Origin of the sequence: Streptomyces ovatisporus (genome assembly GCF_042653885.1) — a bacterium.
Lineage (GTDB): Bacteria > Actinomycetota > Actinomycetes > Streptomycetales > Streptomycetaceae > Streptomyces > Streptomyces ovatisporus.
The window spans coordinates 94,842-109,790 of the sequence record NZ_JBHSFH010000011.1; the positions used below are offsets into that span (position 1 = coordinate 94,842).

A 14,949-nucleotide genomic window follows, 5' to 3' on the forward strand; every position below is an offset into this window, starting at 1 on the left:
CGCAGTGCAGCCGATCCGATCCGACAGCGCGGCCCCGGCACCGGTGGCGTCCGGCGGCGCCGGACCTGCGGTGCCGGAGGACGCCTTCCCGCTCACGGACATGCAGGAGGCCTACTACGTGGGCCGGTTCCTGGAGCCCGACTCGGCCGCCAGGATCTACGTCGAGTTCGACGTCCCGTTCACGGACGGGGACGGCCGTGACGCCCTGGCGGCCATGGAGGACTCCTGGAACAGGCTGGTCGCCGAGACCGGGATGCTCCGCGCCAGGATCCTGCCGGACGGACGGCAGACGATCCGCCCCGAGGTGCCCCGGTACCGGCTTCCCGTCACCGACCTGCGAACGTCCGGGCCGGGCACGGCCGACGACTCACTGACGCGGCTGCGCAGGCGCGTCCACGAGACGCCCTTCGACGTGCACGCCGGACCGCTGTTCGCCGTGGAGGTGGCCTGGCTCCCCGGGCGTGCCCGGGTGCATCTGGCCCTCGACGAGCTGGTGGTGGACGGGCCGAGCGTGCCCCTGCTGCTGCGCCGCTGGTACGTCCTGTACCGCGGAGGGCCGGTCCCGGCGGCGCCGGTCTTCGGCTTCCGCGAGTACGTCGAGGCGGTGCGCGCCCGCGAGAACCCGGCCAGGACGGAGGCCGCCCTGGCCTACTGGCGGGAGAAGCTCTCCGGGGTGCGGGTGCCCGTACCCCGGGCGGAGGGCGACCCCGCCGGCGGACGGGAGGAGCACGCGGAGCGCTCCGCCGAGCGGGGACGGCGCTCGCTGCGGCTGCCCGCAGACCGCTGGCAGCGGGTCACCGGGCATGCGTCGGTCCTGGGGGCCACCCCGTCCGCCCTGCTGCTCACCCTGTTCGGGAGCCTGCTGCGGGACGTCGTGCCGGGTGCGCAGGCAGGCGCCGAGGACCCGGTGCCGCTGGTGATCACCACGTACAACCGGCTGCCGCTGCATCCCGATGTGCCGCGCGTCGTCGGCCCGTTCGTGTCCACGTCGGTCTTCCTCGCGCCGCCGCCCGCCGGGTCCCTGTCCGGACTGGTCGGGGCGGTGCGCAGGCAGCTCTGGGCGGACCTGGAGCGCAGCTCCGTCAGCGGGGTGCGCGCACTGCGCGAGCGGGCCGCGCACGCCGGTGACGGTCCGGGCGCCCCGCCGTTCGTCTTCACCAGCATGCTCGGCACCCTCGGAGGCGGCGACGGCGACGAGGACGACGGGGCCTGGGCCGCCGCCGCGAGCACATCGGCGGGCCGGACCCGTACGCCGGGTGTGTGGCTCGAATGCGTGGCCCACGAGATCGACGGAGAGCTGCACCTCAGCCTCGACTACGACGAGGACGCACTCGGCAGCGGTGCGCCCGAAGAACTGGCCATGCGGATGTCGAAGGCGCTGGACACCCTGGCCGGCCTGGCCTCCGACGAGATGGCGGAAGTGACGGACGTGGCCGCCCTGTTCGGCGCGGCCGAGGGCGGCACCCCCGGTCCGTCCGCGGACAGCGTGCGCGACGGCGCCCACGGTGACGGCTCTGCCGTCGCGGATGCCAGGGACGCGACGGACGGGACGGACGGGACGGACGGGACGGAGGGCGGCGGGGCCGCCGCCGGACTGCCGCTGACCTCGCTGCAGACCGCCTACCTGGTGGGGCGCATGACGGAGCCCGGCGTCGACGGCGAGACCCGCGTGCACCAGGAGTTCCGGCTGCTCCAGCCGGACGTGCGGCGCCTGGGCGAGGCCTGGCGGCTGCTCGTACGGCGCCACCCCGCGCTGCGCGCCGAGATCGCCGAGGACGGGACGCTGACGCTGCGGGACGCGCCGCAGGACACCTCCCTCCCCCGCATCCCCCACCACGACCTGACGCATCTGACCCCGCAGGAGGCCGGGCGCGCCGAGTCGGAACGGCGCTCCCGGCTGGCCGCCACTCCCCTGCCGCTGGAGGGGGGCCCGCTCTGGCACCTGGAGACCAGTGCGCTGCCGGACGGCTCGGTGGTCCTGCACGTACTGCTGGACGCCCTGGTGGCCGACGCCCGCGCCGTGGCCCTGCTGTTCCAGCAGCTGTTCGGACTGCACGCCGGGAAATCGCCCGAGGAGGTGCTCGGCGCGCCGCCCACCCCGTTCGCCGCGTTCCTGCGGGCCCGTGAGCGCGCGCTGCGCAGCCCGGCTGCCGACGCGGCGCGCGCCGCGTGGGACGTCCGCCTCGCCGGCGTGCCGGACGGGCCGGCGCCCGCCCGCCGCGCGCCGGTGCCGGCGACGGCCCGCAGCGAGCACCGGCGTCTCGACGTACCGCGCTGGCGTGCGCTCCAGGAGCGGGCCGACGCCTGGGGGGTGCCGCTCGACGTCGTGCTGCTGACGGTCTACTGCGACGTCTGGCGCCGCGCCTGCGCGCAGGGCGAGCCGTTCACCGTCGTGGTGGTCTCCTGGGACCGGCCCGCCGAGCCGCCGGGCGCCGGGCGGCTGGTCACCGACTTCACCCGGCTGAGCTGGCTGGTCGTGGACGACACGCTGCCCGGCGAGTTCGGGCCGCGGGTGCGGGCGGTGGCCGAACGGCTGCGGGCCGACCTCGACAGGTCGGCTGTCGCCGACGGGCTCGCAGCGGCCCGTGCCCGCTCCCAGCGCCACCCCGGCGCCGTCCCGCCCTTCCCCGTGGTCTTCACGCGGCTTCCGGCCGAGCGGCCCGACGGCCTGGCCGGTGTGGAGCTTCAGCACAGCCAGTCGCGCACTTCCGGCGTGGCCGTCGACCACGTGCCCATGTTCGTGGGGGACACCCTGGTCTGCCAGTGGGACGTGCGCGAGGGCTCGCTGCCCGAGGGTCTGCTCGATTCCCTCTTCGCCGACTACGCGGAGGCGCTGCGGCAGCTCGCCGGCGGCAGCTTCGCGGGGACCGGTCCCGGCGCGGCCCACGCGACCGCGTCCGGGAGCGGGAGCGGGACGGCCGACGGTGCCCGACAGTCTCCTCTGTCCGGCCCGGCGCGTGACTTCTCCCCGGAGCTGACGCTCGCCGATCGTCTGGAGCGGTCCTTCGCCGCGCACGGCGACCGGCTCGCCCTGCTGTCCGAGGAGGCAGAGCTGAGCTACCGCGAACTCGGCGCCCGCAGCGCCCGGCTCGCCCGCTTCCTGCGTGCGAGCGGCGTGCGGAACGCGGGCGACAGGGTGGCCGTGCACATGGAGCGGTCGGCGGACCTGGTGACGGCGCTGCTCGCGGTGGTACGGGCGGGCGGGGCGTACGTACCGCTCGACCCGGCCAACCCGCCGGCCCGCACCCGGCTGCTCGCCTCGGACTGCGAGGCCTCGCTCGTGCTCACCGACGCGCGCTGCCGCGCGAACCTGGACGGCGTCACCGCACCGGTGGTGACCCTCGACCCGACCGGTGACGCCTACCGGACGTACGACGACGGCCCGCTGGATTCCGGCGCGGGACCCGAGGACCCCGCGTACATGATCTACACCTCCGGAACCACGGGCGTCCCCAAGGGCTGCCCCAACTCCCACCGGGGAGTGTCGAACCGGCTGAACTGGGCGCAGGAGACGTTCCGGCTCGGGCGGGACGACCGGGTCGCGCAGAAGACGCCGTACGGCTTCGACGTCTCCGTCTGGGAGTTCTTCTGGCCGCTGCTGGCCGGGGCCGCCGTGGTGGTGGCACGGCCCGACGGGCACCGCTCACCCGCCTATCTGGCGCGGTGGTTCCGCGAGAACGGCGTGACGGTCGCGCACTTCGTGCCGTCGATGCTCTCGCTGTTCCTGGACGAGCCCGCGGCCGGGCGGGCGGACACCCTGCGGCTGGTCCTGGCCAGCGGCGAAGCGCTGCCCGCCCCCACGGTGCGTACCTTCCAGCGCGTGCTGCCCGCCGTCGAGCTGCACAACCTCTACGGCCCCACGGAGGCGGCCGTCGACGTCACGCACTGGGCGGTTCCGCCCGGCTGGTCGGGCACCGACGTGCCGCTCGGCGGACCCATCGACAACACGGTCATCCATCTCCTCGACGCCGGACTGCGGCCCGTGGCCGCCGGGGAGCCCGGGGAGATCTGCGTCGGCGGCCCCGCGGTGGGCCTCGGCTACCACCGCAGGCCCGAGGAGGAGGCGCGGCGCTTCGTGCTGCCGCCGTCCGCGCGGGACGGTGCGTCGCGGCTGTACCGCACGGGTGATCTGGGACGGGTCGACGCCGACGGCGTCCTGCACTATCTCGGGCGCGAGGACGACCAGTTCAAGATCCGCGGACTGCGGGTGGAGGCGGGCGAGATCGAGGCCGCGCTGCTGACGGAGGCGGGCGTCGCACAGGCCCGGGTGCTGCCCTGGCGCGGGCCGACGGGCGACGATCCGCAGCTGGCGGCAGTGTGCGTGGGTGAGGGCGACGGCGCGCCACCGGTGCCCGTGGCGCAGCTGCGGTCCCGGCTGGCGCGTACGCTGCCCGCCCATCTGATCCCGTCCCGGCTGGTCTTCACCGATGCGCTGCCGCTCACCGCCAACGGCAAGCTCGACCGGGAGGCGGCGACCCGCCTGCTGGATGCCCCCACAGGCGGCGTCACCGGCACGGCCACGCCGGACGGGACCGCGAACGCCAGCGAGCCGGACGCGCGGTGCACGCCTGCCGAAGCGGAGGAGGCGGGCGGCGACGCCGGACGGGCCGGGGAGGACGCACGCCCCGGGACGGGAGAGGACGGCTCGTCCACGGGCGGCCCCGGCAGCCAGGCGGTCGCCGCCATCGCCGCCTCGCTGCTCGGCTGCGCCTCCGTGGACCCGGACGCCGACCTGTTCGCACTCGGCGCCACCTCGTTCACGATGATCCGCCTGGCCAGGGCGATCGAACAGCGCTACGGCGCCAGGGTGCCCGTCGATCTGCTGGTGACCCGGCCGAGCGCACGCGGCGTGGCCGAGGGGCTCGCCGGACCCGAGGAGCAGACCGCCGAGCCCGGTGCGGACGACGGCGCACCGGACGTGAGCGTCGCTCTCGACCCGGAGGCCAAGGCCGCCTTCAAGGCGGAGCGGCGCTCTCTGCGCCGGTTCGCCGCCACGCATCCCCGTCTCCCGCTCGATCTGGCGGACGACCGCCGCCTGCCCGCCGCCGCGGGTTCGGTGCGCGAATTCTCCCCGGACCCGCTGTCGCTGCGCCGGCTCTCCCTGCTGGCCGCCGCGTTCACGGAGCTGGGGCCGGAGCACGGCACGCGCCGCCCGTATCCGTCCGCCGGCGGCTTCTACCCGGTGCAGGTGTACGTGTACGTCAAGCCCGGGAGGGTGTCGGGCGTCGAGGCCGGCGTGTACTACCTGGACCCGGCCGGACGCGCCCTCGTCCCGCTCGCGGACGGTGCGGTGCTCGACGAGCAGTCCCAAGTCCGGTACAACCGGCCGCTGTTCGAGAGCGCGGCCGTCGGCTTCCTCCTCGTCTCCACACCGAGGGCGATCGAGCCCGCGTACGGCCGGGCGCTGGGCCGGCGGTACACCGCCGTGGAGGCGGGCCACATGTGCCAGGCCGCCATCGAGCGTGCGGACAGGCTCGGGATGGGGCTGTGCCCCATCGGGGACATGGACTTCACGTCGGTGCGCGAGCACTTCGGCCTCGACGACGGCCAGGAGCTCGTGGTGTCCCTGTGGGGCGGCTCGCTGCCCGGGGAGGACGACGCCCCGGACGGCGCGAGCACGGACGCCGCCGTCGGGACGGACACCGCCGCCGGGACGGACACCACCGCCGGGACGGACACCGACGGCCTCCCGGCCACCGTCCCCGGCCGGGGCCACGTGACGGGAGCGGCCACCACGGCGGCGGCTCCCGGCCGGGACCAGGACGGCGGCAGGCCGTCCGAGGTGCCGCAGGGCGCGGTCGCCGTCATCGGGTTCGCCGGTCTGCTGCCGGGCACCGACCCGGCCGACAGCGTCGCGGGGCTCGGCCGGCTGCTCGCCGGCGGCGGCAGCGCCATCGGCGCGCCACCCCCGGGACGGGAGCCGTCGCCCGCGCCCACCACCCGCTGCGGCGGCGCGACTGTGGGGGCGTACCTCCCGGATGTGTCGGCGTACGAACCGGCGGAGTCGGGCATCCCCCGGGACCAGGCCGCCGCCGTCGACCCGCAGGAGCACCTGCTGCTCACCGCCGTACGGGGCTGCCTCGAGAACGCCGCGGTACGTCCGGGAGAGCTGTCCGCGGCCGGTCCGGTCGGCGTGTTCACCGGTGCCATGTGGCACGACCACGGGCGGGGCGGGGCCGGTACGGGCGGCGGTCCGATGGCCGAACCGACGTCGACCGGCCTCGCACACCGCATCTCGCACGCGTTCGACTTCCACGGCGCGAGCCTGGTCGTCGACGCGGGCTGCGCCTCGGGCCTCGCCGCGGTCGAGGCGGCGCTGCGGGCGCTGCGCGGCGGGCAGTGCAGCACCGCCGTCGCGGCGGCCGTCAATCTCGTCCTCGACGGTTCGCACCTCCAGTTCCTCGCTGACGCGGGCCTGCTCGCGGAGTCCGCGGACTCCCGTCCGTTCTCCGGCCGTTCGGACGGCTGGATACCGGGCGAAGGTGTGGGAGCCGTGCTGCTCAAGCCGCTGGAGCGGGCGCTGGCAGACGGGGACCCGGTGCACGCGGTGCTGCGCGGCGGGGCCTGCCGCCACTCGGGCACCACCCGCGCCTACGGGATGCCGAGCCCGCAGCTCCAGGAGGAGACGGTGCGCGCGGCACTGGCCGATGCCGGAGTGACCACCGGGGACATCGGGTACGTCGAGTCGTCGGCGACGGGTGCGGCGCTCGCGGACGCCCTCGAACTCGACATGCTGGGACGGGTGTTCGGCGAGGGCGAAGGAACGCAGCCGGTACCGGTCGGCTCCGTCAAGGGATCGCTCGGCCACATGGAGGCGGCCTCGGCCTTCGGCCAACTGGCAAAGGTCCTGGCCCAGTTCAGGCAGGACCGGCTGCTGCCGACGGTGGCCGCGGATTCGGCGCCGCCGGCCGGCGGCGGCCGGGTGCGGCTCGTCGTGGACGTGGAGCCCTGGCCGGCTCAGCGTCGGGTGCTGCTCAACAGCTTCGCCGGAACGGGCGGTTACGTCAGCGTCGTGCTGGAAGCACCGCCGCGTCGCGGCCCCGCCCGGGCTCACGCCGGGCCCGTGACACTCGCGCTCAGCGCGGACGCGCCCGCGGAGCTGGCCCGTCACGCCCGGCAGCTCGCCGAGCACCTGGACCGCGAACAGCCACCGCTGCACGCCGTCGGCGCCGCCCTGCGCCGCGGTCGCCGGGCACGGAGCTGCCGGGCCGCGGTGGTGGCCACCACCGGGGACGGTGCGGTCCGGGCCCTGCACACCCTGGCGGCGGAGGCGGCCGGACACGTGACGGCACCGGGCGGCGGCCTGTTCGTACGCGCCGACGACACCGGCACCGGTACGCAGCCGGAGCTGCCCGCGGGATGGCTGGACGGTGCGGACGCGCCGTGGCCCGCCGAGAGCGTCGCCCCGCTGCGTGCCGCGCTGCCCGCCACTCCCGTCCCCTCCGAAACCACCGGCCCCGCAGCGCCCGTGGGCAGCGCGCCGGAACCGGTGGCGGCTGCCGCGGCTGCCGGGGTCCTCCCGCAGACGGCCGCCACGGCCGCCGCGCCCACCACCTCCGCGACGTCCACCACGGCCGCCGCGTCCGCCGCGTCGAACACCGGCCCTGTCACCGGCGGGTCCCCCGTGACGGGGACGCCGGACGGCCGGGCGGGCGGTACCCGGGCCCTGGAGCGGCTCGTCGCGATCGTGGTCCGGGAGACCGGCGTACACGCACGGCAGCTCGACGAGAGCACCGACCTGATCGCCCTGGGCGTGGACAGCCTGCGCCTGGTGCGGATCGCACACGCGATCGCCGCGGAGGGCGGCCGTGCGCCCTCGCTCACGGCGCTCTACGCCGAGCCCGTGCTCGGAGTCCTCGCCCGGTCCGCCTTCGGGCCGGGAACCGGCGGACCGGCAGCGGACCCGCCGGCACTGTCCGACGAGGACATCGACTCCCTGGACGAATCCACTCTGGACGCCCTGCTGGCGCGGCACGCCGCCGCCCCCCGATCCGCCGAGGAGACATGAGCGCACCGTCGAGCACCTTCACCAACGGCACCACAGACGGCTCCGTCGAGGCCAAGCGTGAGCTGCTGAAGTCCCTGCTGCGCAAGGGCGGAAGCGCCGGCCCGGAGGACCGTACCCAGGCGACCGCGCCACCTCCGGAACGGGCCGGAATCCCCCTGACCCCGGAACAGCGGGGCCTGCTGTTCCTGCACCGTCTCGACCCCGAGGCCGGGCTGTACGACATCCCCGTCGCGGTGGAGCTGCGCGGTCCGCTCGACACCGCCCGGCTCGCCCGGGCGTTCGATGCGCTGACCGGCCGTCACCCGATTCTCGCGACCCGGGTGGCGGGGGAGCCGGGCGGCCCGGTGCTCGCCCCCGCCCCGGACGCGCCGCGCCTCGAAGTGCGCGAGAGAGTGGCCGCCGACACGTCCGCGGAGGCCCGGACACAGGCAGTGACGGAGGAGGCGGCCCGGCCGCTCGACCTGGAGCAGGCCGTGCTGCGGGCGGTGCTCTTCTCGCACGCCCCCGACCACCACCATCTGCTCCTCGTCGTGCACCACCTGGTCTTCGACGGCCACTCGTCGGTGGTGGTGCTGCAGGATCTGTGGGGGCTGTACCGGGCGGCTGACGCCGGCGAGGCTGCCGGTGCACCGACTGACGGCACGGAGGACGCGCCCGCCGGTCTCCCGCCCGCGGGGGCGCCCTTCGCCGTCTACGCGGCCGACCGCGCCGCAGACGCCGCCGAGGGCGGGAAACGGCTCACCGAGTTCTGGCGCGAGCGGGTCGGCGGGGTGACCGGAGCACCGGTGCTGCCCTTCGACCGGCCCGGCACCACGGTGCGTACCCGGGAACCGGGCCACGTGCAGGTGCAGTTCGGCGCCGCGCGCACCGCGGCGCTGCAGTCCTTCGCGGCGGAGGCCCGCACCAGTGTGTTCGCCGTGCTGCTCTCGGCGTACCTGCTGGTCCTCGGACGGCACGACCCCCAGCGGCGGCTGGCCGTCGGCACCCCCGCGGCCATGCGGCACGATCCGCGCTTCGACCGCACCGTCGGATATCTCACCAACATGCTGCCGGTCCGTTCCCCGCTGCCCGCGGGAGACACCGGCACCACGGTGGCGGCGGGCGACTACGTCCGCGCTGTGCGCGCAGAGCTCACCGCCTGTCTCGACCACGCGGCCCTGCCGTTCCCCCGCATCGCCGAACTCCTCGACGACGAGCCGGACCCCGAGGACGGCTCCCCGTTCACCTGCCCCTTCGCCTTCCAGCACTGGCACGGCGACTCGGACGGCGACGTGGCTCCGGGGCTGAGGGCACAGATCGACGAGGGGATACAGCAGCCGGGCGTGGGGCACGTCAACCTCACGCTGGTGGAGCGCGGCGGCGAGATACGCGGACAGCTGAAGTACGACCGGGAGCGGTTCGACCGGGCCTCTGCGGTACGCATCTCCGACGAGATCATCGCCGTGTCCGGGGCGCTTGCCGCCCGGCCCGGGGAGCCGGTGGCCGAGGTGCTCGCCGGTGCGCTGCGGACCGTCACGGCCGGTGCCGCGCCCGGGGAGCCGCACGGCGTCGGGGGCTCGGTCTCCGGCGGCAGCTCCGCCGACTCCGTCAGCACGTCCGCCGCCTCGGACGGCACCGGCAGTTGCGCCGCCTCGGACGACGACGCCAGCGCCTCCGGCGGCACCAGCGGCACCAGCGGCTCCGGCAGCACCGCCGACGAGGACGTCCTGTCCGCGTGCCGTGAGGGATGGTCGGCGCTGCTCCCGGGGACCGGGCCGGAAGCCGGCGCGACCGGAGCGGACGAGGTCGACTTCTTCGCCGCCGGCGGCGACTCGATCGTCGTCGTGCAACTCGTCACCAGGCTGCGCAAGGCGGGTCACCGGCTCTCCGCCCGCGACGTGTTCCGCAACCCGACGCCGAGGGCGCTGGCCCGGCTGCTCACGGCCCGGCGCGCCGAGGACGCCGCCGAGGGGGACGCGGCCGGGGAGGACGGCGAGGCACGGCCCGCCGGGTCCCCGGCGGCACCCGCGGCACCCGCGGTGGAGACAGCGCCGGACCTGTCCCCGGTGCAGTCCTGGTTCTTCGAGCGGATCACCGCGGGCCGCGAGCACTGGAACCTGTCCGTCGCGGTGCGGCTGCGCCGTCCCGTCGATCCGCTGCTGCTGCGGCTGGCCCTGCAGTGCATCGCCGACGCCCACCCCGCGCTCACCTGCCGTGTCCAGCCCACCGGAGCCGGACACCGGGTGCGGCCCGGCTCGGCGCCCACGGGCCGGGACGCACAGGACATGCTCACGGTCGTCGACGGCGACGAGACCGAGGCAGAGCGGCAGTGGCAGGCCGTGCAGCGCGGTCTCGACCCGGCCGCGGGCCGCGTCCTGCGGGCGCTGCTGGTGCGCGACGGGACCTCCGAAGGCGGCGAACTGCGCCTGACGGCACACCACTTGGTGATGGACGCCGTCTCGTGGGGCATCGTCCTGGCCGACCTCGACGCCGCCCTCGGCGCACTCGCCGTGGGCGAACTGCCCCGGCTGCCCGCCGAGGCGACCGGGGAACGCGCCTGGGCCGCGCTGCTCGCCGAGGCCGCGCGTGACCCCCGGGGCGCCGCCTACTGGCAGTCGGTGGTGCAGGTCCGGCACGAGTGCGACGGGCTGCTCGCGTCCGTACCGCCCGGGTCCGAAAGCGGTGCCAGGCACGAGGAGTTCACCCTGGGCGAGGAGGAGACGCGGCTGCTCCTGACCGACGTGCCGCACCGGTTCGGCCTGCCGGTGCACACCGTTCTCACCGGCTCGGTGGCCCTCGCCCTCGCCCGGTGGCGCGGCTGCCGTCTGGTGACCCTGGACGTGGAGACGCACGGCCGTCCGGACAGCGCGTCCGAACCGGGCCCCGACGTGCTTTCCGGGGCCGATCTGTCCAGGACCGTGGGCTGGCTGACCGCGGTGGAACCCGTGGTGCTCAGCGGCCCCCGGGAAGCCGGACCGGAGGCGTACCTGCGCGAGACGGCGCCGGCGCTGGCCGCGCGCACCGCCCATGCGGGCTTCCTGACGTACCGGGCGCTGTCGCCCGACGACGCCGTCCGCGACGAGCTGACCGCGGCGCCGCCCGCCCTCGTCTCGTTCAACTACCTCGGCCAGACCGACCGGCTGGTGGACTCGGACCTGCTCGCGCCGGCCGCTCCTCCCGCCGGGAACCGCGCCTCCGGCGCGCCGCGGCTGCACCCCGCCGAGCTGTACGCCGTGGTGCGGGACGGACGGCTGCGGTTCGGCGTCGTCTGGTCGCCCTCGCCCAGCGACGGCCTCGACGGCGACAGCGTGCGCGCGCTGTGCTCCCAGGTCCGCGGCGTCCTCACCGAACTCGCCGCGTCACGCGACGCGGACGCGCCGACGCCCGGTCCCGCGCCGGAGAGCCGCGGTGACGTGCCGGCGGAGGAGGCAACCGGTGCGGCGGCACCCGGCACCGTCGACTGGCCGCTGACCCCGCAGCAGCTCGGCGTGGTCGCGGAGGCCCTCGCGGCGTCCGTGCCGGGTCAGCACGTGGAGCAGTTCCACTGGTGGTGGGGCGGTGCCTTCGACGCCGACCGGTTCAGCCGCGCCTGGCAGGTGCTGATGCGGCGTCACCTCGTGCTGCGCGCCCGCGTGGTGGACGGCATGACGCCCCGCCTCGCCGCCTCCCCGGACGATGCGCCACCGCTGACCTGGCTGCCCGACGAGGGCCCGGACCAGGCGGACGGCACCGCGTGGGAGGAGGTCGTGCGGGCCGAGCGCGACCGCGGCTTCTCCCCCGGTACGCCGCTGCTTCGCCTGACGGTGCGCCGGGAGGACGGCCGGCACCGGATCCTGATGACCTTCCACCACGCTCTCCTCGACGGCTGGAGCGTCGCGCTGCTGCTGGAGCAGCTCTACGAGGCGTACCTGGACGGCACCGACCCCGAGGAGACGGCGCCGCACCGGCCCGACGCACGCGACCACGCCACGTGGGTCGCCGCCCGCGACGAGGACCGGGCGCGCGCCTACTTCACCGGCCGACTGGACGGCACGTCCGCCGCGCTGCTGCCCGGCACGCCCCGTCCGGCCGGCTCCGACGCGGCGCCCGCCGGCGGAGCGGAGCCGGCGCAGGCGCGCACCGAGCTGCCGGCGGCGACCATGGACGCGCTGCGGGTGTGGGCGGCGCAGCACGCGGCGACGGAGAGCAACGTGCTGCAAGCGGTGTGGGCGGCGCTGCTGTGGCGCTGCGCCGGCGGCGGCGCAGCGCGGCGGCCCCGGCTCGGCGTGACGCTGTCCGGGCGTGCCGACGGACCCGAAGGGGTGCGCGGCATCCCCGGGATGCTCGCCACCACCCTGCCGCTCGATCTCGCGGTGGACCCCGGCGACCGCGTCGCCGCCCTCCTCGAACAGGCCCGTGAGGCGGCGCTCGACCTGCAGGACGTCGAGTGGGTGAGCGCCGGCCAGGTCCACGAATGGGCCCGGCTCCCCAGCCGCGAGCCGCTGTTCGACAGCCTTCTGGTGGTGGAGAACTATCCGGCGTCCCTCGGCGGCGTCGGCGAGCGGCTCGCCGCAGCCGGATGCGACGTGGGAGTGCCGACCGCGGTGGGCGCCCGTACCGGATACGCCGTGACCGCGATCGCGCACCGCGGATCAGGGATGTTCGTCACCGAGTTCGTGGCGGACGGCAGCCGGGTCGGCACGGCGGACGCGGAACGGCTGGCGCAGCTGTGGGGCCGGTGTCTGAGCCGCCTCGCCGACGCCCCCGACGAGCTGACGGTGGGGGACCTGGTCGGCGGGATCGACGACGCGGAGCTGCCCCGCGTCGCGCCACGCGGGGCGCCCGGGGCCACCGCTTCGGGCGGGACCGTGTCCTGGCCGGCGTCGCGGCGGGACGCCGACGTCGTCCGGGCGGTCTTCCGCGAGGTGCTGGGCGTCGAGGAGGTCGAGGCGGGCGACAACTTCTACGACCTGGGCGGCCATTCGCTGCTCTCGGTCCGGCTGCTGCAGGCCCTGGCCGCCCACGGGGCGCCGGCGCTGACGCTGGGCGACCTGGTCCGGAACCCGGTGGCGGGCGAACTGGCCGCGCTCGTCGCCGAGCGGCGCACCTGTGCACCGTCGGCCGGCCGGGACGCGGCGACGCCGCTGGTACCGCTGCGCGACCCGGAGCCGGACGAGGACGCCTCCCCGGTGACGATGTATCTGGTCCACCCGCCGGGCGGGCAGATCGCCTGCTACGGCGGGCTCGCCGCGCGTTTCCGCGGCCCCGCCCGCCTCGTCGGCATCCAGGACGTGCGCACGGCCCTGCCGGGCGAGGTACCGCCCCGCACCGTGGAAGAACTCGCCCGCGACTACGCGCAGGCCCTGCCGCGGCCTGCCGAGGGCGAGCGGATCGTCCTCGGCGGGTTCTCCGGGGGCGGGATCATCGCCTACGAACTGGCGCGGGTGCTGCGCGACGAGGGGCGGGCACCGGACCTCGTGGTCATGCTGGACGCCGCGGCCCCGACGGGCCGTACCACCGACACCACGGCTGACGGCAGCTTCCTCCAGCAGGTCGAGGCGTACGAACGCTCGCGCCGTGCCACAGCGGAGGACCCCGGCGCGGAGAACAGCGCGGAGAACGGCGCGGCACCCGGCGCGGAGAACGGCGTGGGCCCCGGCAACGCCGTGGCCGGGCTGGCACCGGACGAGTACCTCGACGAACTCGCCCAGGTCGCCGCCTGGATGGGGAGCGACGGACCGGACCCCTTCGCGCTGCTGCGAGAGACGCTCGGCGCGGTCGAGTCGTACCGGCCGGGGCCCTACCCGGGCCCGCTGCTCGTCCTGCGGGCCGCCGAGACCGACTTCGGCCGGGGCAGCTCCTTCGACGCCTCGGACACGTACTACGCGCGCCGTGCCATGGGCTGGGAGGACCACTGCACCCGCGTGACGGTCGAGGAGATCCCGGGAAACCACATCAGCCTGCTCTCCCACGACCATGCGGCGGACCTGGCCGGACTGCTCGCCGCCCGTATCGCGCGTACGGAGGACCCCGCATGACGACGGTGCACATGTTCGCCGGCCAGGGAAGTCAACGGCCTGGAATGGGCGGTGAGTTGTTCGAGCGCTTCCCCGAACTGACCGCCGAGGCCGACGAGGTGCTGGGCTACTCGATCCGCGACCTGTGCCTGACCGGCGGCCGGAACGGGCAGCTGGACGACACGCGCTACACACAGCCGGCCGTCTACGTGGTCAACGCCCTCGCCCACAGGGCGCTGCGGGACGAGGAGCGCGACCCCGACGCGGCCCTGGGGCACAGCCTCGGCGAGTACAACGCCCTCGCCGCCGCAGGGGTGTTCACCTTCGCCGAAGGGCTGCGGCTCGTGGCGGCGCGGGCGGAGGCGATGGCCGCGGTGACGGGCGGCGGGCTGAGCGTCGTCATCGGCCTCAAGGAGACACTGCTCCGCTTCCTGCTGCACCGCTCCGGTTTCGAGTCCGTGCACCTGGCCAACCTCAACACCCCCGACCAGCTGGTGCTCGCCGGGCCGCGCGACGACCTGGAGATGATGGAGCTGATCCTGGAGGACGCGGGGGCCCGGACGGCCCGCAGGCTGCCGGTGAGCGGACCGTTCCACTCGCCGCACATGAGCCCCGCCGCACGGGAGTTGGGCCCGCTGCTCGCCGCGACGCCGTTCCGCGCCCCGCGGTTCCCGGTGATCGCCAACCGGACGGGCCGCCCGTACCGGTCCGAGGAGCTGGCGGGCACCCTCACCGCCCAGATCGACCACCCGGTGCGCTGGACGGAGTCGGTGGAATACCTGCTGGACGAGGCCGTGGGAGAACCGCCGCGGTTCGTGGAGATCGGCGGCGGCACCGTCCTGACCGGCATGGTGCGGCAGATCGTGCGGGAGCGGGAACGGCGCGGCACCGTGCGGCAGAGCCCGGACGAACCCCGGGCCTCGCACGTCCGCACGAGGGCGGTCGTGTCCGCCGGGAAGCAGTGAC

General features: G+C 75.8%; 3 protein-coding genes. All 3 read left to right on the forward strand.

Going from position 1 to position 14,949, the window contains the following annotated elements; all coding sequences use genetic code 11:
- The first annotated feature begins 4 nt into the window (after positions 1-4).
- The 3 genes from ACFPA8_RS20320 to fabD are packed head-to-tail and all read left to right on the forward strand — an operon-like array spanning position 5 to position 14,948.
- Positions 5-8,008 carry an amino acid adenylation domain-containing protein gene (locus ACFPA8_RS20320; protein ID WP_386450566.1) on the forward strand — a complete coding sequence of 2,668 codons (8,004 nt, stop codon included), beginning with the start codon at positions 5-7 and terminating at the stop codon, positions 8,006-8,008.
- Positions 8,005-14,004, forward strand: coding sequence for a condensation domain-containing protein (locus ACFPA8_RS20325; RefSeq protein WP_386450568.1), 6,000 nt, complete (start codon positions 8,005-8,007; stop codon positions 14,002-14,004). Before ACFPA8_RS20320 ends, ACFPA8_RS20325 begins: the two co-directional genes overlap by 4 nt.
- On the forward strand, positions 14,001-14,948 hold the full coding sequence (gene fabD / locus ACFPA8_RS20330; RefSeq protein ID WP_386450570.1) for an ACP S-malonyltransferase: 948 nt from the start codon (positions 14,001-14,003) through the stop codon (positions 14,946-14,948). Before ACFPA8_RS20325 ends, fabD begins: the two co-directional genes overlap by 4 nt.
- Position 14,949: the final 1 nt, after the last annotated feature.